A 26,475-nucleotide genomic window follows, 5' to 3' on the forward strand; every position below is an offset into this window, starting at 1 on the left:
GTACGTTGTATTTATTGTTGTAAATAGTCGAGACAAAAATATAGAAAGCAGAGTTGTTAGAAATTTCAAGTTAAAGCGGCTTAATATGTTTTGTAATAACAAACTAAGTTTTTTGACTCCATAACGATGTCTAAACGTAAAATGATGCCGAGATGGTTTCTAATATTCCCGTTATTTTTCACAGCCTTACATCTCTTATTAATCAGCTAAATGCATGAAACAAAGAGAAAATTAGAAAACATCCGGTAGATAATGTTTTTCAAAAACAAACACGGCAGGCCCCTCAACTTTTTTCGATTGTTCAATCATAGTAAACGAAAATACCTTGGCATGACAGAAAAAGCCAAACGGTACTCATGAGTGTATTTGTGTAGTGTTTGGCGATTTTGATGTCTAATTCAAGAGAGAGAACACATCATGACTGCTGTAACAAGTGGATTACTTTGGGTAGATAACTATACCTCCGGAAATAGTAACGTTCCAGGCGGTAGTTATAATGGAAGTTCTTTTTCCGGTGTTGTTATTGAGGCAGGAGGGACGTGGGCAGGCAGCCATGTGGTTGGAAGCGGTGGCACCATTACTCTCTATAATAATGGTGCTCTTACAGGGAACGTCGTTCTCAATGGCGGCCATATTGCCTCCTATAATAAAATTTCCGGTAATCAGAATTTCTCCTGGGGAGCATCTGGCGGAACCCTGGAACTGCGACAGGGCGCGATTGATTATGGTGAATCTCCCTTAGCAGGAAGTGCTGTAATCACAGTGTCCTCCGGAGCAACCATACAGTCCACGGCGTTGCAGTCTGGCAACCTCATGACGGTAAAAGGGAGTGCAATCAGCGCTATTATCTCTAGCGGTGCCACGCTGACATTCACGGATGGCGGGAGCGGCAGTTATACCTCTCTAGGTGCGGGCGGCACGCTTAATATTGGGTCTGGTACCGTTTACGATAACCAGCATACGACATCTCTGACAGCAGTATCCGGCGCCAGAATTAACGTGTTGTCCGGTGGTGTTCTCTCTAACGCAGATGCCGGAAATCTGGGTGCTATTATCGTGAGTGCTGGCGGTTCGGCTGCCGGTGCAATCGTCTCAAGCGGTGGTGGGTTAGGGATTCAGGGTACAGCCCTCAACACCGTTGTGAAGAATGGTGGTGTGGTCGAAATTGCTTCCGGCGGGAGTGCTGTCAGTAACACGGTAACTTCTGGCGGGTCTATTCAGGTTGATTCCGGTGGCACAGTCGCCACAACAACAGTGAGCAGCGGTGGTTCTGTGACGGTAAGAGGTACCGCCACCAGTACCACTATCTCCAGTGGTGCCACACTGACGTTCACAGATGGGGGCAGCGGGACCTACACGGCTCTGAATGCTGGCGGCACGCTTAATATTGGGTCTGGCACGGTTTACAATAACCAGCATACCACCTCTCTAACAGCAGTATCTGGCGCAAGAATTAATGTGTTGTCCGGTGGTGTTCTCTCTAATGCAGATGCTGGAAATCTCGGTGCCATTATAGTCAGCGCTGGCGGTTCGGCTGCCGGTGTAGTCCTCTCAAATGGTGGTGGTTTAGGCGTTCAGGGTACAGCTTCCAACACTGTCGTGAACAAAGGCGCTGTGATTGAAGTTGCTTCGGGCGGTAGCGTCGTAAGTAATACCGTGAATGCTGGCGGTTTTATTCAGGTTGATTCCGGCGGGACTGTAGGCACAACAACGGTCAGCAGCGGTGGCTCTGTGAATGTTGCCAGTGGGGCGAGCATTTCTGGCGTTCTGACAATTCAGAATGCGGGGTCAGCAACGATCTGGAACACGGCGAGTGGTACGGTTGATCTGCAAGGTGACACCAACGGTGGTCTGGTTATTTCCGGTCTGGCGTCTGGCGGCACACTTAATACCGTCATTAGTGGTTTCAGTGGCACTGCCGCAGGGAATTCCGACAGCATTGAGTTGGTGGGTGTAAAAGCTGCGGATGTAACAGCAGTCACCTATCAGGGGACGGATCAGGTTACGCTTGCCCTGACGAACGGTAACGCCATTGTTCTGAACATTGTTGGTGTCAGCACACGTGGCTTCGCGCTGACGGACGGAAGTAATGGCTGGCTGGATTACGAAGTGTGCTTCCTGTCTGGCAGCATGATTCAGACATCGGAAGGGGATGTTGCTGTAGAAGACATCCGTATGGGGGACTCTGTTGTTTCCTACACACAGGGAACAGCGCAGACTGCGACTGTCAGCTGGGCAGGCAAGGCACATGCTGTTGTGCGGTCAGAACTGATGGCTGATGAGGCGGGTTATCCCGTCCGTATTCTGGCCAATGCGATTGCTGAGGGCGTGCCTTACAAAGACCTGCTGATTACGCCGGAGCACAGCCTGTTCTTCGACGGTCGGTTTGTACCAGCCCGTATGCTGGTGAATGGCTCGTCTATACTCTATGATAAGTCCATCACCTCTTACGACTATTATCATATTGAAACGGAACAGCACTCTGTCATCCGTGCCGATGGCATGCTGACGGAAAGCTACCTTGATACCGGTAATCGTCGTGCGTTCCAGCAGGAAGGCGGTCTTGTCAGCCTTCACGGGGCTAACCGTTCCTGGGAAAACGATGCCGCAGCCGTGCTTTGTGTTGAACGGGAATTTGTAGAGCCTGTTTACCAGAAAATCAAAGCACGCGCGGAGGAACTTTACGAAGGGGTTTCAGCATCCTCTCTGCCTGAAGTCACCACTGATCCTGACCTCCATCTTGTGACACAGCAGGGGGCTACTTTGCGTCCGGTCCGGCACGAAAATGGGCAGTACAGCTTTATGTTGCCACCAAATACGGACTCTGTGCGTATCGTCTCCCGTGCAAGCCGCCCGGCAGATACGATTGGTCCTTTTGTTGATGACCGCAGACTGCTGGGTGTCGCTGTTGGCACTGTAACGCTTGTTACCTCCAACGGTAAGCTGGATATTATTGCTCATTTGCGGGCAGATAAACCAGCAGGCTGGCACGCAGAAGCTGAAGGCAGCCAGAGTGTCTGGACAAACGGCAATGCTGTTCTTCCTCTGGTTGAAAAACTGTCTCGTGACGAGATCAGATTGCTGTCTCTCAGCATTCATGCGGCAGGCCCATATCTTCTGGCTGAAGACAAACAGGCAGATGCTCGCATAGCATAATGGCTACATGATAAAGAAAGGGGCCGCCTCAGGAATGAGGTGGCCTTTTTTTGTTTCAAGGGTGAGAGGAGTGCATGAGGGGCAGTGTATAAGCATCCTGAAGGCTATTTATAATATCGAGTATTTTTGAAATCATAATGAATCCAATTATACTGGAATTTTTCCAACACAATATAGGCTTATAAGCTCTAAACAGTCTTTAAACGGAATGCAGTGTTGGAACTAATCAATATATCCCAACATATTTTGGCCGATACACTCACAGGCTTGCTGTGGACTGCTGCACTCTTGTGATTTGGTGACGGACGACGCACAGCGGGGTCAATATTTTCTGTCGGATGCCCTGATCATCAGGAAGATCCTTATATTGCGCTGAAAGGCTCATCAGTGGCTTTTAAAAAGAACACTGATGAGCGGTGTTGTATAATTTTAAAAAATTAGGAACCGATATAGTAACGGGTTAAAAGAATGGGAATAACGGAATGTACCGAGAATAGGAAAGTCAGGACAAAAACAGAAAAAGCGCACAGGTTTTTCCCGGTTATTTCGAACTTACCTAAAGAATAAGCCAGAAATAAAGCAGGTACGAGGAAGTAGCGCCCTTGAATGCCTTCAATAACCGGAGAGTCTGGGGCAGTCCAGGCCGCGTAGAGTGCAATGAAAATAAGAAGGAAGGATGCACATCCAGCAAAAAGCAGAAGCCCGGATGCTTTAAGCATGGCAAGAGGCTTGTCCCATTTTATGGATAATATCGTGATAACACATAAAAGAACGAGCATGGCATGGTAAAAGCGTGCAGGCAGAGGCGTGTCAAGCCATCCAAGATTGCCAATAAAAGAGGTAATATAAAACTCCTGCTTATCTTGGTTTAAGAGAGTACTCCCCACCAGATGCAGGAAATGAAATGGGTGGACAATAATGTCTTTGAATTTGCCAGAAGCAGATGCGTTGGGGGTCAGTGAAAAGACGTTTATTTTCATGGCAAGTAGCGTCCATCCTATAGTGAAGACGGAGCAAAATACGGCTTGCCACAACAAGGTTTTTTGCCGGGTGTAATACCATGCTGCAAAAGGTAACAGGAGCAAGGGGAAGGCGTGGAGCCTGCTTGTGGCAACCAGTGTTACTGCAATGGAAAGAAGGTAGAAAAGGTATAATGGAGCCCGTGTTTGTAATCTTACGATCTGGCAAAATGTAGAGAGGGCCAGCAGGGTAAATGCAGTAGCAAGACCATCCAGACTAGCGGAAGCGGATTGAAACAGGCTCATGGGAAGAACCACAAGAGCCAGAACAAGTACATTGGGACTGTAAATTGCAAAGGCTGCAACTGTAACAGCCGTTGCTGTGAGTGTGGCAAGAACCCGAGCTAGCCGGTAAGAGCGATCAATGGAAAGATGGCTCGCATGTCCGGCTAAAAGCCCGATAGCCTGCGGTGTGTAAATGAGGGGAAAATAATAGCCGGTACCTTGCGCCACAGCAAAATGCTGCTGATTGCTCCACGGAGTAGTCAGTTCAAAACGTGAATCACCTTCTGTGATTTTTCTTTCTTGATGAGCGGCGAAAGTGAAGAAATGAGCAAGATAGTCGTCCAGGCCAGAGTCAATATCTCCTCCGGATGCTTCGTGAGGTGGGGCTGTCAGGAGGATATGCCCCTGAGACAGAAAATATGCTCGTCTAAGATGTTGAACCTCATCCGGAGACTGTAGGGGAGGAATAATGCTTGTCGCGCAGAAGCAAAAAAAGCCGATAAAAAGCGCTGAAATGATAAAAAGAAACTTGGGTGATATTTTTTCTTTAATAAGAGAAAAATTCATAGTTTTTGCCCTATGGAAACAAGTATGCCGCTTATAATAAGGAAAACACCGACAGCGTATTGCCAGGTAAAATTTTCATGCAGGAAAATATAGCTGAGTAACGGGACGATAGCGAAAGCAAGCGCCATAAAGGGATAAACTCTCCCCAGTTCCGACCTTTGTAGAACCCAGACCCAGCCAATGGTGGTCACGCCATAAAGTGCTAGGGCAACCAGCAACACACCAAGGGCTGTGGGGTCCGTAAAACTGCCTGCTTTATGAAAGCCGTTTGCACTGACTTTGAAAAGAATTTGGCCAATTGAAATGCCAATGACACAGAGAATGGCAAAGAAAATATCAATCATCAGGGGTTTCCGGGAGGGATATTGGATGTGAGAACATGCAGGCTGGTCGCACCACTTTTTCCGGGTTCAGACTGTATGTCATAAGACAGGAAGCTTAGAAGAAGCTGAATGCCAAGAATGATAGGCAATGCGGCAAGCATAACGGTGCCAGCAGACGCATAAGTGCCCGTGTGCAAGCTGTTAAACCACCAGAAAGCGCCAAAAACCAATCCCCACGTGAGGAGGAATAGACCTGCAGGCAGCTCAAACGAGGAAATTGACATATCGCGAAGGTAGTAATTGTAAAAAATACGCTTCATGAAATTGCGAATATTCTTAGTCAAGAATTCAAAGAATATCTTCTTAATTTTAAGGCCACTGACTTCATCGCCGTAATGGGCCCGCATGGGAATATCTCGAACCACGGCTCTAACGGTATTTAGCCGGAAGAGAATATCTGTCTCAAAAAAATACCGAAGACTCAGTTTGTCAAATGGCAACAAAACAGCGGCATCCCGATGGATTGCGGTGTAACCATTTGTGGGGTCAAAGATGCTCCAATATCCGGACGAAAATTTGGTCAGGAATGATAGCCCTGCATTCCCGAAAATTCTTATTTTGGGCATGCTGACAACGTCTTCCGGGTTAAAGAAGCGGTTCCCTTTTGTGTAATCTGCCGCCCCGGCGAGAATGGGGCCGACAAAACAGGGAATGAGGGCTGGGTCCATTTGCCCGTCGCCATCAATTTTGACCATAATATCCATGTCATCTTTGATGGCTGCGGCGTAGCCGCTTAGCACAGCGCCCCCAACACCTTTATTGGTTGTGTGCCAGATGACCTCAACCCGGGGGTCGAGGCAATGTTCGGTCACATACGCCCCGCTTTTTTCCGGGCAGCAATCGTCAACAACATAAATTTTGGAAATATCAGCCCCAATGCGGCTAATGACATCCAGAATAAATGCTTTTACGCGATATGAAGGGATAACAACGGCAATATTAGTGTTCTTGCTTATACTCACCTGTTATTCCTCCTTGACGCGGTAAAAGCTGATTGTGCAGTAGTTAGGCGATTTGAAGCGCAAAGGCGATAGAAAAGGCATCAGATTATTATGCAAGGCGAACTTGAGGTTCAGTGATCGCTTATAAATCCCCTTGCTGATAAGAACCGCCCAGACGACTGAGGGCGCTTAAATTAATACGTGCGCTTGCTCTGTGAGCGCATCTGAGTCACAGTTCGGACACCGAAATGTTATGGTGTAACATTCTTAAAAGAAAGTGTGTCTGAACATGGCAAAAATTATAGGGCGAGCCCTTGTGCCGCTGGCGCTTCTGGCCTGCGCTCCCCTGACAGTGCCTTATGCCCATGCTGATGAAGGCATGTGGACAATGGATAATCTGCCCATCAAGCAGATGGAAGAACGTTACCATTTTACACCTTCCAAGGAATGGATTGAGCGCGTCACCAAAGCTTCAACCCGTCTGGCGCTAGGGTGCTCAGCATCTTTCGTTTCAGCCGATGGTCTGGTTATGACCAACCATCACTGTGCGAACGAATGCCTCCAGCAATTGTCTGACAAAACGCACAACTACTTTCAGGATGGGTATTCCGCCAAAAATGCAGCCGCTGAGCAGCGCTGCCCGGCTATGGAACTGAACCAGCTTGACTCCATTACCGATGTGACAGACCGCGTGCAGACTGCCCTGAAAGGCAAGGAAGGCGAGGCCTACACCAAAGCCCGTCAGGCAGAAGAAAGCGCGATTGAGAAAGAGTGCGCTGGCTCTGATGCCAAGGCATGGCGTTGCGATGTTATCAGCCTGTACCATGGTGGCCGTATCGCGCTGTATAAATACCGGCGTTATCAGGACGTGCGGATGGTCATGGCACCAGATCAGAACGCTGCGTTCTTTGGTGGCGACCCAGATAACTTCAATTTCCCGCGCTATGATCTGGATATGGCTTTTCTGCGCGTTTACGATAACGGCAAGCCTGCCAAGGTTTCTGCTTATCTGCCGTTTGATGGCGCAGGCCCTAAGGCGGGGCAACTGGTCTTTACGTCCGGTAACCCCGGTTCAACCGAGCGTGAAGTGCCCTTGGCGGACCTGGAGTTTTCCAGAAATATCTCCGTACCATTCGTGATCGATAATTACTCTGCGCTTAACGGTGCCCTATGGCAGTACAGCCGGGAGAGTGCTGCGCACCATCAGGAAGCGCAGGAACGCGTGTTCGGGATCGAAAACAGCCTGAAGGTTTATCGTGGCCGTGTTTCCGTGCTGGCAGATCCCAAATTGCTGACAGCCAAAGCCAAGAGCGAAGCCGAACTGCGCGACTGGATTAACGCAGACCCAAGCCGTAAAGCGACCTATGGAGATCCGTGGGCCAAAAATGCACAGGCTCTTGCTGTCAAGCGGCGTATCTTCAAGCCCTATGCCATGCTGGAAGGGTCTTTTGGTATTCAGGGTGAGCTATTCAGTTATGCCTCGCTGTTGGTACGGGCTGCCAATGAACGCCAGAAGCCTGATGGAGAGCGCCTGAGCGCGTATCATGATGGCCGCCTGCCTGCGCTGGAAGCAGAACTTGGATCAACAGCTCCGGTTTATCCAGACCTGGAAAAGACCGAACTGGCTTTCTCGCTCACCAAGCTGCGCCAGATTCTGGGTGCTGATGATGACAACGTAAAGCTGGTTTTGGGCAAATCCGCGCCTGATGAACTGGCTGTAGAGCTGGTGAATGGCACCAAACTGGCTGACCCCAAAGTCCGTCTGGCTTTGTGGAAAGGTGGTGCAAAGGCTATTGAGGCCTCTCAGGACCCCATGATTGTTCTGGCCCGCAAGGTGGAGCCGGTAGCGCGCGCCCTGCGGAAACAGATGGATGATGATGTTCTGGCTCCATCACGTCAGGCTACGGAAGCCATGGCTAAAGCCCGCTTTGCCATGAAAGGCATGACATCCTACCCGGATGCCACGTTCACGCAGCGCCTGTCTTTCGGGCAGGTGAAAGGCTGGGATGAAAACGGGAAAGAGGTAGCACCCTTCACCTATTTCTCCGGCCTGTATGACCGTGCAACCGGCTCTGACCCGTTCAAACTGAGTAAGCCATGGGTAGATGCGAAAAACCATCTGAACATGCAGACACCGTTTGATTTTGCATCAACCAATGACATTATTGGTGGCAATTCCGGTTCTCCGGTTATTGATGCGCAAGGTCATGCCGTTGGCCTGATTTTTGATGGCAACATCCATTCCCTGGGTGGGGACTTCTATTACGACGAAAGCACGAACCGTGCGGTCGCTGTTGATAGCGCTGCCATTCTGGAATCCCTGAAATCCGTTTACAAAAATCAGGCTCTGGCTAACGAACTTGTGACAGGCCACCTGTAACATGTAGTGCGTTCCCAATAGTCTTATTGTAAGCTCGCTGCACAGCCCACCGGGAAGGCATTTCCGGTGGGCTGTTGTGTTTTTGGCTGACATAAAAAGGTAACACTTGCTGCGCTTTTCCTGTGCAAATGCTTTGCGTTATGCTTTGCTTACCGACACTTGAAGTGGGTTGGTGCCTGCATTGGCACCAGATAAATATGACGCAAGGGAGAAAAGAGCAGTGACGGCACAGGGTAAAACAACAAGAAAGCCCGCTACCGCCACCTCAGCAAGAAAGCGGCGTGCTCCCAGCCGTTCTGTCGCGCCAAAAAAGCCAGCTGCTCCGGCTTATACACTGGAGACGCCACAACGCTTTATCAACCGTGAGCTCTCTTGGCTGGACTTTAACCAGCGCGTGGTGGAAGAGGCGGATAACTCCCGCAATCCTTTGCTTGAGCGGCTTCGGTTTCTCTCTATCAGCGCCAGCAATCTGGATGAATTTTACTCGGTGCGTATCGCCGGTCTGGTCGGGCAGGTGCGGGAAGGGTTGGTCAAACTTTCCCCCGATGGCCTGACACCCGTTGAGCAGCTTGAGGCAGTGCGTGAACGCTGTGCCTCCCTGTTGCGGGAGCAGCAGCGGATATGGACCGAACTGCGCGGCCTTCTGGCTGATGATGGCATTGTTTTATGTGAACCAGCCGACTTGAATGATGCCGACCGTGCATGGTTGGAAAACTGCTTTATGGATAGGGTTTTCCCGGTCCTTACGCCACTTGCCGTTGACCCGGCACACCCGTTGCCTTTCATTCCCAATATGGGGCTGGCTCTGGGGTTGCGTCTTTTATCAGCCGATAACGGCGCGTTTGCCATGAACGCCCTTATTCTGCTGCCAGCACAGGTTGAGCGGTTTATTCGCCTGCCGAGTGCGGCCGATGGTACGCGCTCCATACGCTTTATTCGTTTGGAAGACCTCATTACGCTGTGCATGGACAAGCTTTTCCCCGGTCTGACCGTGGGGGAAAGCGGTATGATGCGCGTTGTGCGGGATACGGACGTTGAGTTTGAAGACGAGGCCGAAGATCTTGTCCGCTCCTATGAAAGTGCGCTCAAACGCCGCCGGCGGGGTGTGGTCATCCATCTGGACATGGAGAAGCGCGTACCGGATGAACTGGCCGAGGCCATTGCGTCTGACCTTGACCTGCCGCCGGAAGAAATTGCCATCCATTCTGGCATGATTGGTGTGGTTGACCTCAAGCAGATGATTGTGGATGACCGACCGGATCTGCTGTTCCCTCCCTACACACCCCGTTTCCCGGAACGCATTCTGGACTTCAACGGCGACTGCTTTGCGGCTATCCGGGCTAAAGACCTTCTGGTCCACCATCCGTTCGAGAGCTTTGATGTGGTGGTGCAGTTCCTGCGGCAGGCGGCGCTGGACCCGAATGTTATTGCCATCAAACAGACCCTTTATAGAACCTCCCGCGACTCTCCTATTGTCAAAGCGCTGATTGAGGCTGCTGAAGCCGGCAAATCTGTCACGGCTATGGTTGAACTGCGCGCCCGGTTTGATGAGGAAGCCAATATCCGTCTGGCGCGGGCGCTTGAGGCAGCGGGCGTGCAGGTGGTGTTTGGGTTCTCGGACCTCAAAACACATGCAAAGCTCAGTCTGGTTGTGCGGCGGGAAGGAAACCAGGTTCGGTCCTACGCCCACTTTGGGACCGGCAACTACCACCCCATTACAGCCAAGATTTATACGGATCTTTCCTTCTTCACCTGCAAGCCGGAACTGGCCCGGGATTCTGCACGCCTGTTCAACTATGTGACCGGCTACGCCATGCCTGCGGAAATGGAAGCTATTTCCTTCTCGCCCATTACCATCCGCTCAACTCTGGTAGAGTTGATTGAGCAGGAAATGGCGCATGCCAAGGCGGGCAGGCCTGCCAATATCTGGCTGAAAATGAACTCACTGGTGGATCCAACGCTGATTGACCACCTCTATCGGGCCTCCTGTGCCGGTGTAAAAATTGCAGCGGTTATCCGGGGTATCTGCTGTCTGCGGCCGGGTGTTCCGGGCTTGTCTGAGAACATCCGTGTTAAATCCATTGTGGGGCGGTTTTTGGAACATTCCCGTATTTTTGTATTCGGGAATGGCCACCGCGTGCCATCGCGCTACGCAAAGGTCTATTTGTCTTCCGCTGACTGGATGACCCGCAACATGGACTGGCGGGTTGAAAGCATGGTGCCTGTCACGAACGAGACCGTGCATGCGCAAATGCTGAACCAGATTATGGTCTCCAACATGAAAGACAATCTACAGTCTTGGGCGCTGGAACAGAACGGCGTGTGGCGCAGGCTTTCACCGGGGGCACGGCCTTTCTCGGCGCATGACTGGTTCATGACACATCCGTCACTTTCAGGGCGCGGTTCTGCGGCGCATGAAGGGCCAATTCGTGCGCCGGCATCCTTACCTGCTTCCAAAGGCTTGATGTTTGGTGAATAAGCACACCTGAACAGGAGCGGCGGGGTTTTCGCTGCTCTTTTTACAGAGTAGAAAGCTGGAATGCAGACTGATACGCCACGCCGTTCGGCGGTTGTAGACCTTGGTTCAAACTCAGTGCGCCTTGTGGTGTTTGAGGGCGTATCGCGCAATCCAGTTCCTATTTTTAACGAAAAGGCAGTCCTGCGCCTTGGGCGTGGGCTGACCACCACTGGCCGCCTGAATGAAGAGGGTGTCAGTATGGCTATGGAAGTGCTTAATCGCTTCCATGCCATTGCGCGGGGCATGAGTGCAGACCCGTTTGAAATTCTGGCGACAGCCGCCGTGCGGGATGCCGCGAATGGTCCGGAATTTGTGGCTGCTCTGCGTGCCAATATGCCAGATGTTCCCATTCGTATTTTGTCAGGGGAGGAAGAGGCCGATCACTCCGCCATTGGGGTGATGTGCGGTATTCCCGGAGCCTCCGGTCTGGTTGCGGATGTTGGCGGTGGCTCATTGGAACTGATTCGCCTGACCAGTGACGGCAGGCACGATGCCAATACCCTGCCTCTGGGAGTTATTCGGCTGGGTGACCGGTCTAAAGGTGATTTAACAGCCGCTAAAAATCTGGCGGATGCGGACATCAACGGCGTTGAGTGGCTGTCCAAAGTTAAGGGCGACACGCTGTATCTGGTAGGCGGGGCCTTCCGTGCCATGGCGCGGTTGCACATTGCCCGGATGCAGTATCCGCTCAATATTGTGCACTACTATACTCTGGCAACGGAAGAAGCGCGGGAAATGACAGGCTGGCTGCTTCACGCACCCCGCCGCGCCCTTGAGCGTTTGCCCGGAGCCCCCAAGAAACGACTGGATGACGTGCCGTTTGCCGCTACGGTGCTGCGCCGTTTGCTGCGTAAGGTGCAGCCAGACCGGGTCGTGTTCTGTGTCGATGGCCTGCGTGAAGGCTGGTACATGCTCAATGTCGCGCCGGACTGCCTGCCACAGGACCCCATGCAGGCTGTGGCGCAGGACATGTGTGCCCGGTTGGGCCGTAGCAATAAGCTGCCAAAAGCCCTGATAAAATGGACCGCACCGCTTTTTGCCAAGGAAACTGAGCGCCAGCAGCATTTGCGGCATATTGCCTGCTGGCTTTCGGATGTTGGTAGTCACGACCACCCGGAATACCGGGCTGAGCAGACCTACTGGCGTATTCTGCGCGTACAGGGGGTTGGGTTTGACCACGAGGCACGCGCATGGTTGGCCTTGGCTCTTGCCGTGCGATACGCCGTGGACATAAACGCAACCTTTCTGGCGTCCTCCCGCGCATTGCTGGATGAAGCCGCATGGAAGCAGGCTGTGGTGCTGGGGCAGACGCTTCGGTTGGCCTATTCTGTCTCGGGTGGTACCGCAATCCTGCTGGATGGGACTGAGTTGGCGTGGGAGCAGAAAGAACTGGTGCTTCGGCTTGAAACGTCCCGCGTTGCGGTTAAGGGCGAAAGCGTCGGGCGCGGCCTGAGCCGCCTGGGGCAGGCGCTCTCTGTCATGACACGTCTGGTCGAGGCCGAGCACGACGCCAAGTAAACCCAGACCCAACACTGTTTACGCTATCTGACCCTGCCGCTATGGGCGGCGGGTTCTTTAAGGCTGGACAGACCTGATGGTTCTAGGCCAATTTGGTGGGGAAGCACCTGTTTTCGGCATCTGCTCGTCAAGGGGTGGAAACAAGCGGCACTGACCTACACAATGGGATGTGCATGACCAAGTAGTCAGTGGAAAATAGCCTGTGTCTTCTGATGAGATAGTTGATCCCACCTTCCAGCATGACGTTTCAATACGCCGGGTGCTGCTGCACCTTGTGCTGCCTTTGCTGGCCCTTGTGCTAGGTATTCTGGCTGTTGTGCTGATTGGCGTGCATTCCTACCGCACCACACGGGCAGGGGTTCAGTCTCTTACGCACGAACTGCTGGGTGCGGTGCAGCATTATATCGGGCAGGAAGTCTCAGATTACATCATGCCCGCTGCCGCAGGGAATATTATTGCGGCCGGTATGATAGGGCATGTGCCCGCCGCCGTGCAGGACCGTGTTTTCTACTCCTACGGCGGGGCAATGCTGCGGAGCGTGCCGCAGATACAGTCTTTTTATCTGGCAGATGATGAAGGGCACTTCACGCTTATTACGCGCCGTAAGGATGGTAAAAACCAGGAGCGCACAACGCTCCAGGTGCGGAATGGCCATAAGGTCTTCCATCATGACTATTATACCGATGATGGTGAAAAAATTGGCGAGGCCGATGATGACGCCAAGGATTATGACCCCCGCAACCGCCCCTGGTACCAGAACACTGAAAACAGTAACGAGATAAAATGGACACAGCCTTATCTGTTCGCAACAGATAAGCAGTTTGTCATGACCAGCTCCATGCGCTTCAAGGCGCAGGACGGCCACACGCTGGTTTTTGCCACCAATATCTCCCTGAACGAACTCAGTGGGTTTCTGGATAAAATCAAGGTCGGCAAGACAGGCAACGCTATTATTCTGGATAGCAAAGGCCGGGTCATGGCTGGTCGGCACCTGATGCAGCAGGCCGAGGCTGCCGGGTGGGACCCCAATAAAATGGTCCTCAATCCCAAGACGCATCCGGTTTTTGCGCGTGGTTTTGACCATTACCGTGTGCGCGGCGTTGGCGCACACAGCTTTGCCCTGAATGGCAAACGCTATGTCACCATAGCGTCGCTCCTGCCTAATTCTTCTGAAGGCTGGATTTTGCTGCTTTCCGCGCCGGAGAGTGATTTTTCGAGTTTTGCAGAACAAAGCAGCCGCCAGAGCCTTCAGTTTGCGGGCATTATTATTGTTTTCTCCATTGTGCTGGCAGGGTTGCTGATCCGGCAGGTGCGGCGTTCTGAGCGCAGTGACCGTAGGCTGGAAGCACAGGCAAACCAGATTTCGCGGGAAGTATCAGCGGTACAACAGGTGGCTGTCACGCCACGACTGTTTGAGCTTTCCAATGATTCTCTGGTGCTGACCGAGCAGTTGGCTCATATGGCGCAGGCCCGCAGAGCCAGCATCTGGCGCTTCCTGCATGATGGCTCTGCCATGATCTGCGAAGATTCCTACGACCTGAAGCAGGATACCCATTCCGGCGGCTTTGAAATGTCCCGCACGGAAATGGAAGCATTTTTCCAGGCGATTGAGGAAGGCGAGGCCTTTACCGTTGCCCGCGCTGCGTCAGACCCACGCACGGCACAGTTTGAACGACTGGTCATGCGTGAGGTTGGTACGCGCGAACTTTCGGTGCACCCGGTACATAATGCCGAAGGTATTGTGGGGGCACTGGTGCTGGAGGATGCCAGCATGGCTGAGCATCTGGTCTATTTTGTTGACCTTGTGGGCTCCATTACCGGTGTACGTCTGGCGTCTATTTATAACCGCTCAGCCGAGCAGCCGGATGCACAGAGCACTGCGGATGCAATGCATCAGGCGCTTCAGCAAGCGGCGTCTCTGCCTGCAACCCGGTTTGACAATATGCTCATGCGTGCGCCGCAGATGGGTGGTGTGTCAGCCTCCGGCATTTATCCGGCGGTGGCTGTGCTGGTCATTACCTTTAGTGACCCGGTGGTGGATGGCAGTGCAGAAACCGCGCAGCTTCTGGCGCTTATCGACCATCTGGCAACAGAAGTGCAGCGTATTGCACTGGAGCGCCATCTGTTTGCTGTAGAAGTGGCCGGTCACAGGCTGATTTGCATGGCAGGCTGCACGGCGGAAGAAGACCCAACTGCCCTTATTCGTATGGCAGATGCCGCCCTGACAATGCGTGAAACCTTTATGGCTGCATTGTCAGCGTCCAACCTTGAACCGGTCTTTACCATGGGGCTGGACTACGGTGCAGCCTTTGGTGGTGCCGTGGGGGAAGAGCCCAAGGTGTTTAACCTGTGGGGGCAAACTGTGTCCGTGGCCGAACTTATGGCGCAAGGGGCATCAGACGCCGGGACCATTCAGGTGACCGAGCGGGTTTATACTGAACTGCGGGACCGCTACCTGTTCAGAAGCCGCGGCGCGTTCTTTGCTCCGCACCTTGGCCTTGCCCGCGCTTATATTCTGGCCGCGCGCCGATGAGTGAGAGCAATGCTAACCCGCGTGAACCGGGCAGCGACCGCGACCCTATTCTGGAAGCCGAAAGCAAACGGCAGACACAGCATACCCCGTTTGTGCTGCATGTCTGGGTCCGGCAGAAACTGGCCCTGCTGGGGCGGCTAACCCGGCACCAGCTCTGGTTTTTCCTCATCATGCTGGGGGCCTGCTGGGGTGTTGTGTTTGAGAGCTTTCGTGCCCATTCCTGGCGCAGGACGGTTCGGTATGAATTTGGGGTGACACTGAACAGTGTTGTTGGTGGCGGGCTGATAGCAACCCTGTTTGCTGGCACACTGACCGGCGTTGCGGCAGTTTCCCAAACCATTTACTGGCTGGGTCTGGCTGGGTTGGCCAAAATGACCGGGTCCATTCTGGTCAATGTGGTGGTGCGGGAAATTGCGCCCATTCTGGTTGGTATTCTGCTGCTGGGCCGGAATGGCATGCTGTCTGTAACCGAACTAGGGTTGCTGACTACCAGCGGGCAGATCCGGTCCTTTCAGGCGCAGGGGCTGGACCCGTTTCTGCTGCTGGTTCTGCCGCGCACATTGGCCTTTACGGTGGGCGGGTTCACGCTGGGTATTCTGTTCTCGTTTGCATCACTGGTGACGGGGTATGTCATCAGTCGTATTTCGGGCGTGATTACCAATCCGGTCTGGACATTTTTTTATGACGTAGTGGGCGGCATGTCCGGTGCGGACTATATCATCATACCGCTCAAGTTCATTACGGTCGGGTTCGTGGTTGGCGTTGGCGGGTGCCTGACCGGCCTTACGGCGACCAATCAGGATAACCTGCGTACCTTGCTCCCCCGGGGATTTTCTCGTGGCCTGCTGATTGTTATGGCCGTGAGCGTTCTGTTCAGTCTGGATCTGTAACGCCATGGATACACGCGCCACAGGCCCCGTTCTGGAGTTGAACAAGGCCGTTCCATCCTTTGATGAAAGTGGGTTGCCACCTGTACCCTTCAGCATGAGACTCATGCCGGGGGACTGTGCCGTTGTGGAAGCGCGCGATGCCTCCCGCACTACTATTTTTGCGGATATGTGTTCCGGTCTGGTGCCGCTGACAGATGGCTCTGTTAAGTTCATGGGGCTGGATTGGAACGAACTGCACGACCGGGAAACAAACGCCCTGCGTGGCCGTATTGGCCGTATGACACGGCGGCAGAGCTGGGCGGATTTTCTGGGTACGCATATGGGTATTATGCTCCAGCAGCTACACCACACCACGCGGGATATGGAAGATGTGGTGGCTGAAGCGACACGACTGAGTGAATGGTTTGGGCTGCCCGGTTTGCCGGTGCTGCGGCCAACCATGCTCTCGGATGGAGATTTGTTGCGGGCGGCCTGTGTTCGGGCTTTTATGGGCCGTCCGCGCCTTCTGCTTCTGGAAGACCCGCTGGAAGCAAGCTCCGCAGACCTGGAGGCCGCCTTTCTTGGCGCGCTGACAACGGCGCGGGACAAGGGGGCTGGTGTTATCTGGCTGGTGCGCAATAATGCCGTATGGCAAGGCTACCGGCAGGGTATAACCAGTATGTGGCGTCTCGCCGATGACGGGCTAGTAGCAGTACGGACGGGGTAATGTTCCAGATCCGCTTACGACAAAAAGTAAAACCGCTGATCTCTCTTCGCTATGCGGATGAGTGGGTAGGCTTCCTTGTACTTCTGAGTCTGGTGCTTTTTGCAGGTGCCGTGATTGAGGCCGGGGTACTGCGGGACTGGTTGACGCCCCCGGCCAAATTGCGGGTAACCCTGCCAGATGGCGGCGTTGGCGGCCTGACGGTTGGGGGCGATGTGCAGCTTCTGGGCGCACATGCCGGGACTATTCGGTCCATCAAGCTTAATCCGTCTGGCGATATGTATGTGATGGTGGACCTTGACCCGCAGGCCAAGCCGTTCATCCGCCGGGATAGTACCGCCCTTATCCGCAAGCAGTTTATTGTGGCCGGGTCAGCCTATCTGGACCTCAACCGTGGCCACGGAGACGCCATGGACTGGGATTACGCGGTTATCAGCGCAACGCCTGCGCCAAACCCTGCTGATATGATTACGGCGACCTTGAATGACATTCAGGCCGAAATTATGCCTGCGCTGGGGAATGCGCGCCACATGATGGCCCAGATGGATGCCACCATTACAGACATGCATGCCGGCAAGGGCACTATTGGCCAGTTGATGACCAATGATGATCTGATCCGTCAGGCGCAGTCTGCGGCTGTGTCGCTCAACACGATTATTGAGCGGTTGAAGCCTCTTGAAAAGCAGATGTCCGGCATCATGGCAAAAACCGATTCAACAATGGGTAATATCAAATCCGCGACCCATGACCTTAAAGGCGCTACGCCACATCTGCCCGCTATTGCTGGCAGCCTTGAGGCCAGTACGGCAGACCTGCCCGCCATGTTGGCGCAGGCGCAGGCCACCTTGTATGGGCTTGAAAAGCTGACCGATCAGCTCCGTGGGATGTGGCTGTTGGGAGGCTCAAAAGTGGATAGCAAGAACCGTCTGGCACCACAGCAGGTACGCCCATGATGCAACTGAGAGTTCTGGTCCTGTTTGCTCCCCTGACGTTAGCGGCCTGCGGCGGGGCGCAGGAAGCCCCAACCGCGCGTGATGATGCCCAGTGGGATCAGGCCATGACGGCAGGGAAAAGCGCTTTTGACCTTGGCCGCTATAGTGTTGCCATCAGTCAGTACCGGCGGGCCGCCAGTCTGGCCCTGCTGCGCGATGATGGTGTGGCAGCCAGTGAGGCAGGATATGATCTGGCTGTAGCGCAACTTGCGGCAGACCAGCCGCAAGACGCGCTGCAAACACTTCAGGCCGCCCGTCAGGCTGCGGCCGCGCGGGGTGATACGCATACAGCATCCTTTGATCTTGTGCAGGCCGCAGCGTTCTACCGGTTGCATAATACAGCCCAGTCCATTGACGCGGCTGAGCGCGCCGTTGGGGATAGCGATCAGGCGTTAGCAGGCCGAGCCGCACTGATTATGGGTCTTGCCGCGGACGATGCTGGCAATAGTGCGGCCTTGCAGCGCGCCAACACGGTTTTGCAGGGCTTTAAAAAGCCACTCCCGCGCAGTGTGCAGGCAGGTCAGGCGGAAATAGCTGCTCGGGTTGCCTTGTCCTCCACCCCTGCAACGGCGCTTGGCCTTGCCAAACACGCAGCGGAACTATGGCGGGATGAAGCGTCTTACCGGGATATGTCTCGCGCTTTGGCCTTAGGGGGCACGGCGGCCAGCCGCATGGGGGACACGGCACAGGCCAAAAGCCTATGGGCACGGGCGGCGCAAAGTGCTGCCATGCAAGCCAGTGATGAAGCGCAGGGTGATGCAGCCACCTTGGCGCATGGTGCGATCAGCCGTGGCAACCCGCATACCGCCCAGAGCGATGCGGCTCTATGGAGCCAGCAGGCAGGGGGTGTGCTGCTGCACCCCTTTGAGAAGCCAAAGACCCACTAGCGGCTGAGAGCCTTTCGTCAGTTCTGTTATTTCAGGCGGCATAAGTGTGAAAAATCGCTTATGTCTGTCCCGATAAGTTCTCGGCCGGCGGTCAGTTTTTTCTTCTCGTAACGGGGGACCTGGGTGGTCGTGCTGGGATAATGGCGGCCACTGAACTCCAGCCGTTCAGCGTAACCATGTTCCTTGCCTGCCTCAGCGTTTCCAAACCCAAGGTCAGGCCATTTATAGTGTTCGCTGGGTAGCACCTGAATGGGAAGGTGGGCAGAGGCCACATGCCCTACCACTCTGTACCGGTTTTCCGGTTTTTCAGGATGGGAGGATATCTGATTCAAAATCAGCATACCGCACCCGCCAGATGCACAGAAGTCTTTGGAAATCAGATAAATCAACACGTCATCATGACCCTGGCGGAGAGTCGCAACGGACACGACTGCTGCACCATGTTCTAGCAGTGTTTCAAACGGCGTTGTCTTCACCCCATTTCGGGTCGCGTGGAATTTCTGGACATATGTTTTCAGCATATCGCTCTGCTCTTTGGTGAGCGCGCCGCCTGTACAGTCCGGGAGGGAGCGGAAGGCGTCCTCCACAGACCGAGCCTGAGCGGACTGAAGAGGGACCGAGAAAGCTGTGACCAATAAAGCCGTGAAAAGCCCATAAATCTGTTTCATGCGAGTAAGTATACAAGGAAATTGACACAGATTTAAGGCGAAGCACGGAGGCTGCCTGCTGCTTTCATGAATTTGTCAGATTTCATGCACACACGCACCATGGACCCACGTTGCCTGTATGCATCTGTCATCCCCCAGCATCATCAGGGCGAACAGAATATCCGCCATAGTCTTGCTGGTCTTGACCCGTTGTTTCAGCAAGGGCGTTGCATTGGGGTTCAGGACGCACAGGTCAGCCTCCAGACCAGGCGCAATGGTGCCAATTTTATCAGCCAGATGCAGAGCCTGCGCGCCGCCCGCCGTGGCCAGCCAGAAGGCCTGAATGGCATGCAGTTTGGTTCCGCCTGCAAGGAGTGACACCTTATAGGCTTCCGCCATGGTTGCCAGCAGGGACAAGCTGGTACCCGCGCCTACATCCGTGCCCAGACCAGTCCGTACAGGGCGTGCTTTTGAGGTTACGTCGAAAAGCCTGAAAATACCGCTCCCCAGAAACAGGTTGGAGGTCGGGCAGTGGCAGAGCGTGCAGTCTGCTGCGTGACAATGCTGAAGATCGTGCTCGTTCAGGTAAATGCCGTGGCCAAACAGGGCGCGAGGGCCAACAAGGCCAGCTTTGTCATAAACATCCAGATAGGAGGATCTGTTGGGGAAAAGTGTCGCAACATCCGCACATTCCTGCTGTGTTTCCGCCAGGTGCGTTTGCATGAACAGGTCATCGCGGCTTTTAAAAAGCGCGCCTGCCATTTCAAGCTGTTCCGGGGTGCTGGTAATGGCAAAGCGGGGGGTCACGGCATAAAGCTGGCGGCCGTTTTTATGCCAACGGTCAATAAGGGCGACAGAGTCTGCATAGCCCTGCTGCACGGTGTCCCGCACTGTATCGGGGGCATTGCGGTCCATCAGCACTTTTCCGGCAATCATGCGGGTGCCAATACGGCTGGATTCTTCAAAAAAGGCATCAACAGACTGAGGGTGAACGGTGCAGTAAACAGCGGCGGTGGTGGTGCCGTTACGCAGCAGTTCGGTCATGAAACCACGGGCAACGGCGTGTGCCAGCGCTTTGTCTTCAAAGCGTGCTTCGGCGGGGAAGACGTAGTGTTTCAGCCATGCCAGCAGTTCTTCCCCCCAGGAGGCAGTAACCGGCATTTGTGGGTAATGGACATGGGTGTCGATAAAGCCTGCGGTGATGATGCTGTCCGGGTAATGCGTGATGGTGCAGTTGTCCGGCACAAGAGGCCTAACCTGCGTATAAGGCCCACAGTGTGTAATCATGCCGTCCTTTATCAGAATGAGCCCGTCTTCCTCCACATGCAGGGCGTCTTCCGGCGGCATGATAAAAGGGTTGCCCCGGAACGTGATGAAGCATCCACGCAGGGCCGCGTGGCGGGAGGGCAGGGTCATACACAGGGTCCTGAACACTGAGGGCAAAACCGATCATGTAAATGTTATGCGCCACAACGCAACGGTTCCATGCGCTTTTGGAGGCTTTGCACTGGCAGGGGGGCGTGTATCACCTTTGCTGGTAGCATAAAGGCAAACAGCATGAAGAGCATGTGGCGACGGCTGAAAGACAAGCGGGAGGCGCGGCTTGCGGCCCGTTATACGCCGTTGGACGAGGTAGCCGCACCCGAAGACGCTAAAACAGGCTCTTCCCACAAGCTGCACCTGACCACCAAAGAGGCGGTCAGGCGGTTCAAGGCACATGCGCTGGTTGAAGAAAAAACGCACCGGGATATTGTGCGTGTGGGTTTGCGGGACAGTATATGGACCGACTTCTACCACCACGCCCTTACCGCAAGCTGGCCAGCTTTTGCCTATTCCGCAGTGGTTTTTTACTTTCTGATAAACTTGTTCTTTGCGCTACTTTACTGGATTGCGCCTGATCAGGTGACAGGGGACGGTCAGCATACCCTGCTGTCTCTGTTTTTCTTCAGCGTGCAGACCCTTTCAACCGTTGGTTACGGGGGGATGGTGCCTGTAGGGTTGTATTCCAACACGGTTGTGTCCTTTGAAGTGCTGGCAGGCATGATGATCAATGCTCTGGCAACAGGCGTGGTTTTTTCCCGTTTTGCACGTCCACGGGCGCGCATCATGTTCAGTAATACCGCCGTTATCAGTAATGAAAACGGTGTGCCCGCACTGTGTATTCGTATCGCTAATCTGCGCGTCAGCGTCATTTTATCGGTGGATGTTGAGGTCGCGCTCTCACGGTTGGTTATGAGTAAAAACGGGCATCTGGTCAGGCAGTTTGACCAGTTGCTTATTGTACAATCTCACGTGCCGGTGCTGCGGTTTGCGTTTGTCATGGCGCATGTGATTGGTCCGGACAGTTCGTTACACGGTAAAACGGTTGCAGAACTGGAGCAGGAAGAAGCGGAAATAGTCGTAACCGTTACCGGAACAGATGAAGCTTTGGGCCAGACGGTCTTTGCCCGTACCGCGTATCGTTTTGACCATGTCCGCCACAATCATCGGTTTGTGGATATTGTCGTGTCACGCCCGGATGGTCGCATTTCCGTGGATTACACCCGCTTTCATGACATTGAGGAACATGCAACCCATAACGCCCCCTGACAGCCTGTTAGGGGTGCTGTTGGGAGGAGACGTGGAAGCGGCGGGTTGTGTCCAGAAACGTCGCATTAGTCTCCAGTTCGTATCCTATTACTTCCAGACAACTGATAACCCGTGTGAGTTCTAGATGAATGGAGAGATTGCCCTCTGACAAGGCAACCGGCAGGAGCTGGTTGAGCGCGCGCGTTGCATTCTGTGCAGGCTCAAGCGTGTAACCCCGAATATGGGCAATACTTTCCAGCACTGTGCGGACTGGTTCTGCCTGTGCCTCGGTCAAGCTACCATCCGCCAGAACATGCCGGAGGCGTAACACCAGCAGCCCTACTGTCATCAGCCCCATGGCTCCTGCCAGATAGGCTTCGGTCGTGGCATCCGGGGTGTTCCCGGCATGGCGGATAATTTGTGCCAGCCTGCCGCCAGACCGGGCAATCCAGTCAGAGGCGGTACACGGCGTGTCTGATGCCGCAACGTGGCGGAGGTCGCGCACCAGTTTGCACCGCAAGCGCCACCGCTCGCCAGCAGCATCAAAAGGCAACACGAGCCGGAAGACCCACACGCCAAGCCCTATGCCAAACACCACGGCGGTGGTGGTGTTAAACCACAGGAGTTCGTTCAGGCGGCTATGGTTGGCAGGCCCCACCATAAAGGGCAGAAAATTGTTATAGGCTGCGGCTGTACCAATGGAGTTTGGGGCTCGCACAGCCAGCCCGCCAATCAGCATGGGAAAAAACAGGGAGGCCACAAGTGTCTCGTTGCTGGCCTGTTGCGGCAACACCAGAAAGACCAGAAAAAACGAGACAACCGCCGCCCAGGCTGCACCACGCAAAAAACCACCTGATGCGACAACGGGGTTTTCGAAGGATGCAAAACGTGTGCTGGTCACTGCAACAAACATGGCAACGGTTGCCCCCTCCGGCCAGGCCGTCACCTCCCACAATAGGCCACCCAGACAGATGGCAACGGCGGCGCGTAAGCCATTATTCAGGGCGAGTGTAAAATCTTTTTCCGGGTGGCGGTCAAAATGGAAATGGTCTTTGGCAGGTGGCTCCTGGGTGGCAATGAAGTGCGCTAGAGCAACGTCAAATTCCAGAAGCAGCTTTGTCAGTGCGGCTTCCAGAATACGGCATTCCAGCAGTTCACGCATGAAGGGCGTTGGTGTGTCAGACAGCACCCGCAGGCGTTCAAATTCCGTCAGATAGTCAACGGAGCGTTGGAGAGAGTCTGACCGATAACGTTGCAGATCGTCCCGTATGGTTTTTGCGGCGGCAACAGGGTCTGCCCCTTTCAGCCTATTGGGGATCTGACTGAGCAGGAGGGAGAGGGCGCGTAACCTGTCCTGAAAGAAGTCCGGCAGGTGCGGGGTGGCTTGCATGTGCCGTTGGAAGCTCAGCCCCCTCGCCAGAAAAGTGGAAATGGCGGCAAGAGCTGCGCGGGTGTGATCACCGGCATGGCTATGTCGGCCCATCTCAATATCGCTGAACTCTGTTTGGTCTGCGAGGGATGGGATACTGCCAAGCAGTGCGCGAGACCGCATCAAGCCATCCTGCTGCCCTAAAAGCAGGTCGGTCATGCTGCGGCTTGCCCCACACAGGGCGTCTTGCAGGCGCGTGCGTATTTCCTGCTGCGCGACTTTATCAAGGCGCGGTGCAAACAGTCCCGCCAAAGCACTTTCACATACAATACCCAACGTAATGTAGGTTGTGCGGGAAAGCGCGATCATAAAAACATTGTCTGGCTGGTTGGCAGCACTCAGCACAATAATGGTGCAGGTAAAGGCAACAAGAACTAGAGCGTAGGATCGAAAGTTCCTCAGGAAGGTAGCCCATGCGCAACATGCTCCGGCACCCAACGCCAGAAGAGGAAAAAGCAGCCACGGGCTTTGCGGAAACGCTGCCAGAAAAGCAATGCCTGCAACAGCCCCAATGAATGTGCCAATTAGTCGCCAGCGCGCCTTGGAAAGGCTTTGCCCGCGGGAGTTCTGGGCCACAATCCAGGCGGTCATGGCGGCCCATTGGGGGCTGTCCATTTCCATCCAGAAGGCAATGCTTAGTGCCAGAAGGGCCGCGCAGGTTGTGCGCAGGGCAAACCCCAGATTGGCGGGGGAGGGCGCAAACAGCCAAGCCAGCGGCGTGTTCTCGGACAAACCAGAGGGAGCGCGTGCCGTATTATAAACCCAGTTGCGTAAGCGCTGAGGAAAAAGGGCCGCCAAAGAAAATACAAGCACGGGTCAGACATGTCCTCCTTCCTTGTTATAACACGAAGAAGAAGGAGCGGACGATGTTAAAATAGTTTTTCAAATAGCGAGGGAACACCCCTTACAAGAAGGGGTTTTGGGTGTGTTCAAACGGCCTTGTAGGGTTTGGACGCATCAAGGAAGACGGCATTGGCCTCCAGTTCATGGGACACCACAATCAGGTAGGCGATGGCGCGTGTCATCTCAATACGGGTGGTAATGTTTGGCTCCATGGCTTCAATGCGCCGGAGGGTTTGCGTGGCAATGCGGGCGGAGCGGGAGGTACGCCCATACTTCCCTGTAAAGCGGCTCATGCGTTGCATCACCACTTCAATCGGGCGGCGGGCATTGGGGGGCAACTGGTCTCGGGCCAGCAGGGTGCGGAGCCGAATAATATTCAACCCGATTGTCATGGCCGCCAGCGTGCCTTGCAAGCAGCCTTCAATCGTGGGGGTGGGGGTGGGGCCTGCATGACGAATAAGGCGGGCAAACCGGTCAATGTTGCGGCCAATCCAGTCGCGGGTTTGCGGCATGGGCTCGGCGGAGGCCAAGGTACGCAAATCCCGAAGCATGGTGCGGCGCATCCGCCACCGCTCCGCCGCACTGCTGAAAGGCAGGATGGACCGGAACATGACCACGGCAAACGCCACCCCGAGCAGAATAGCGGTCGTGGAGTTGAACCACCCCAGTTCGTTCTGTCTGCCTTGGTTTAGGGGGTGTACGAAATTTGGCAGCAACAAGGTGTAGGCGGCGGAATGGAGCGCTGTTGCCGCGTTACGGGCGGCCAGGCCGCCAGCAATCATGGGAATAGCCAGAGATGCCACGAGCATTTCGTAATTGGCTTGGGTCGGTAGCACAACAAACACCAGAAAGAACGAAACCAGTGCGGCCCACATGCTGCCAATCATGAACTGGGTGCTAGCCACAACCGGGTTTTCCCGGGTGGCAAAAAGCCCGCAGACAATGGCGACAAAGGTAATGAAGGTCAGGCCGTCAGACCATGCCGTCACTTCCCAAACCAACCCGGCGCAGGCAATGGCAACGGTTGCCCGAATACCGTTTGATGCAGCCTCACGCCGGTCAACATGGGATTGGAGGCGGAAATGGAAGTGGTCACCGCGAATAAAATGCTGGCTGGCATCATATTCCCGAATGGCCTGCTCAAGCTCACCCAACAGCTCGTCCAGAGCATTATGCAGGATGCGCCCATCCAGCAAAACCTGAATGGCGTCCTCATTCCGCTGGTCAGCCGAGAGGCTGATTTCATGGGTCAGGGCGTCCACAATCTGCTGGCGGCACTCTGCACGCAAAAGTTGCAGGTTGCGGAGCAGTTCCTGCACACTTTCATCCGTCTCCAGTTGCGGGGAGAGGGTGTTCAGGAATGTGCTGACACGTACGGCTGTCTGGCGGAAATTGGCTTGGTCTGTATCCAGATATTGTAGACGGACTGCCATACCCAAGCCGCGCGACAGCAGCACGGAAACAGCAGCCAGAGCCGCACGCGCATGGTCCCCCTCGTGGCCGTGGGGGCCCATTTCCACTTCTGAAAACTCGATCTGATCATTAATGGACAGCAGGGGGCCGAACATGGCGCGTGACCGCACCAGCGCCTCGTCATCTCCTGAAAGCAGGCTGGCCACGGAATTTGAGACATTTCCCAGAGCTGTGCGGAGCTTATCTCGGATGTTCAGCCGAGCCGTTGTGGCCAGATTATGGGCAAATATGCCAGCAACAGCGCTTTCACAGACTATGCCCAGCACAATATAGGTGGCGCGGGACATGGCGGTGATAAAGACGTTTTCCGGGTTGTTAATGGCCCCAATGGCAATAATGGCGCAGGTATATCCTGCCAGTACCAGTGCATAGGAGCGGAAGTTCCGCACCAGCGTTGCCAGCCCGCAGCAGAGCCCTACCCAGATGGCCAGTGCCGGGAAAAACAGCCATGCCTGCTGTATGAAAGCGGAAATAAGGGTGATGGACATAACCACCCCCACACCCGTGCCCACCAGACGCCACCGCGCTTTGGACAAGCTCTCCCCGCGGGAGCCTTGGGCCACAATCCAGACCGTCATGGCGGCCCATTGCGGGTCATCCAGTTCCATCCACAAGGCAATGACCAGAGAGATCAGCGCCGCTATGGTTGTGCGGATGGCAAAGCCCAGAGCGGGCAAGGACGGGGCAAAAAGCCATTGCAGCCGCATGTTCTGCTGCTCGCCGGGGCGCCGCAAGGGGCGGAAATGGCGCAATGGACCAATACGGTCCAGAATGAAGAGCGGAAGACTTGGCAAAGCAGGTAC

Annotated in this window: 17 protein-coding genes; 10 read left to right on the top strand and 7 right to left on the bottom strand. The window is 54.3% G+C overall.

Translation table 11 applies throughout. The features are described from left to right. The first annotated feature begins 417 nt into the window (after positions 1 to 417). On the top strand, positions 418 to 3,156 hold the full coding sequence (locus Abci_RS04995; RefSeq protein ID WP_084597530.1) for a Hint domain-containing protein: 2,739 nt from the start codon (positions 418 to 420) through the stop codon (positions 3,154 to 3,156). A 437-nt stretch (positions 3,157 to 3,593) separates the two neighbouring features. Here Abci_RS04995 and Abci_RS05000 read toward each other — a convergent pair whose 3' ends face one another. The 3 genes from Abci_RS05000 to Abci_RS05010 are packed head-to-tail and all read right to left on the bottom strand — an operon-like array spanning position 3,594 to position 6,312. Continuing rightward, on the bottom strand, positions 3,594 to 4,967 hold the full coding sequence (locus Abci_RS05000) for a DUF2142 domain-containing protein (RefSeq protein ID WP_048838048.1): 1,374 nt from the start codon (positions 4,965 to 4,967) through the stop codon (positions 3,594 to 3,596). Further along, positions 4,964 to 5,311: a DMT family transporter gene (locus Abci_RS05005; RefSeq protein WP_048838049.1), complete on the bottom strand. Its 348-nt coding sequence runs from the start codon at positions 5,309 to 5,311 to the stop codon at positions 4,964 to 4,966. The genes Abci_RS05000 and Abci_RS05005 overlap by 4 nt, the downstream gene beginning before the upstream one ends. Further along, on the bottom strand, positions 5,311 to 6,312 hold the full coding sequence (locus tag Abci_RS05010) for a glycosyltransferase family 2 protein (RefSeq protein ID WP_084597531.1): 1,002 nt from the start codon (positions 6,310 to 6,312) through the stop codon (positions 5,311 to 5,313). The genes Abci_RS05005 and Abci_RS05010 overlap by 1 nt, the downstream gene beginning before the upstream one ends. A gap of 268 nt (positions 6,313 to 6,580) precedes the next feature. Here Abci_RS05010 and Abci_RS05015 point away from each other — a divergent pair, with 268 nt between their 5' ends. The 8 genes from Abci_RS05015 to Abci_RS05050 all read left to right on the top strand — a co-directional run bounded on the left by Abci_RS05015 (position 6,581) and on the right by Abci_RS05050 (position 18,712). Next, positions 6,581 to 8,671, top strand: coding sequence for a S46 family peptidase (locus Abci_RS05015; RefSeq protein ID WP_048838050.1), 2,091 nt, complete (start codon positions 6,581 to 6,583; stop codon positions 8,669 to 8,671). A gap of 220 nt (positions 8,672 to 8,891) precedes the next feature. Beyond that, complete coding sequence (locus Abci_RS05020) at positions 8,892 to 11,150, top strand: RNA degradosome polyphosphate kinase (RefSeq protein ID WP_048838051.1); 2,259 nt, start codon at positions 8,892 to 8,894, stop codon at positions 11,148 to 11,150. A 60-nt stretch (positions 11,151 to 11,210) separates the two neighbouring features. Next, the gene (locus Abci_RS05025; protein ID WP_048838052.1) at positions 11,211 to 12,707 is read left to right on the top strand and encodes a Ppx/GppA family phosphatase; all 1,497 of its coding nucleotides are present in this window, start codon (positions 11,211 to 11,213) and stop codon (positions 12,705 to 12,707) included. Positions 12,708 to 12,909: 202 nt separating this feature from the next. Further along, entirely contained in the window at positions 12,910 to 15,240 is a 2,331-nt protein-coding gene (locus Abci_RS05030; protein ID WP_048838053.1) for an adenylate/guanylate cyclase domain-containing protein, read from the top strand. Continuing rightward, a complete protein-coding gene (locus Abci_RS05035; protein ID WP_048838054.1) occupies positions 15,237 to 16,130 on the top strand; it encodes an MlaE family ABC transporter permease in 894 nt (297 codons plus the stop codon). The genes Abci_RS05030 and Abci_RS05035 overlap by 4 nt, the downstream gene beginning before the upstream one ends. A 4-nt stretch (positions 16,131 to 16,134) precedes the next feature. Further along, positions 16,135 to 16,836 carry a P-loop NTPase family protein gene (locus Abci_RS05040; protein ID WP_048838055.1) on the top strand — a complete coding sequence of 234 codons (702 nt, stop codon included), beginning with the start codon at positions 16,135 to 16,137 and terminating at the stop codon, positions 16,834 to 16,836. After that, the gene (locus tag Abci_RS05045; protein WP_048838056.1) at positions 16,836 to 17,786 is read left to right on the top strand and encodes an MlaD family protein; all 951 of its coding nucleotides are present in this window, start codon (positions 16,836 to 16,838) and stop codon (positions 17,784 to 17,786) included. Before Abci_RS05040 ends, Abci_RS05045 begins: the two co-directional genes overlap by 1 nt. Beyond that, positions 17,783 to 18,712, top strand: a complete 930-nt coding sequence (locus Abci_RS05050; protein WP_048838057.1) for a hypothetical protein — start codon at positions 17,783 to 17,785, stop codon at positions 18,710 to 18,712. The genes Abci_RS05045 and Abci_RS05050 overlap by 4 nt, the downstream gene beginning before the upstream one ends. 26 nt (positions 18,713 to 18,738) lie before the next feature. Here the strand turns inward: Abci_RS05050 and Abci_RS05055 are convergent, their stop codons facing one another. After that, positions 18,739 to 19,380, bottom strand: a complete 642-nt coding sequence (locus tag Abci_RS05055) for a hypothetical protein (protein ID WP_048838058.1) — start codon at positions 19,378 to 19,380, stop codon at positions 18,739 to 18,741. Between the two features lie 75 nt (positions 19,381 to 19,455). Further along, positions 19,456 to 20,775: a guanine deaminase gene (gene guaD / locus Abci_RS05060; protein ID WP_048838059.1), complete on the bottom strand. Its 1,320-nt coding sequence runs from the start codon at positions 20,773 to 20,775 to the stop codon at positions 19,456 to 19,458. Between the two features lie 141 nt (positions 20,776 to 20,916). Between guaD and Abci_RS05065 the strand changes: the two genes are divergently transcribed. Continuing rightward, entirely contained in the window at positions 20,917 to 21,948 is a 1,032-nt protein-coding gene (locus tag Abci_RS05065; protein ID WP_048838060.1) for an ion channel, read from the top strand. Positions 21,949 to 21,955: 7 nt separating this feature from the next. On the opposite strand, the gene Abci_RS05070 is transcribed toward Abci_RS05065, so the two are convergent. Both Abci_RS05070 and Abci_RS05075 read right to left on the bottom strand, forming a co-directional pair. After that, a complete protein-coding gene (locus Abci_RS05070) occupies positions 21,956 to 24,169 on the bottom strand; it encodes an FUSC family protein (RefSeq protein ID WP_244877587.1) in 2,214 nt (737 codons plus the stop codon). Positions 24,170 to 24,285: 116 nt separating this feature from the next. Continuing rightward, on the bottom strand, positions 24,286 to 26,466 hold the full coding sequence (locus Abci_RS05075) for an FUSC family protein (RefSeq protein ID WP_048838169.1): 2,181 nt from the start codon (positions 26,464 to 26,466) through the stop codon (positions 24,286 to 24,288). Positions 26,467 to 26,475 lie beyond the last annotated feature (9 nt).

Origin of the sequence: Acetobacter cibinongensis (assembly GCF_000963925.1) — a bacterium.
GTDB classification, from domain to species: domain Bacteria; phylum Pseudomonadota; class Alphaproteobacteria; order Acetobacterales; family Acetobacteraceae; genus Acetobacter; species Acetobacter cibinongensis.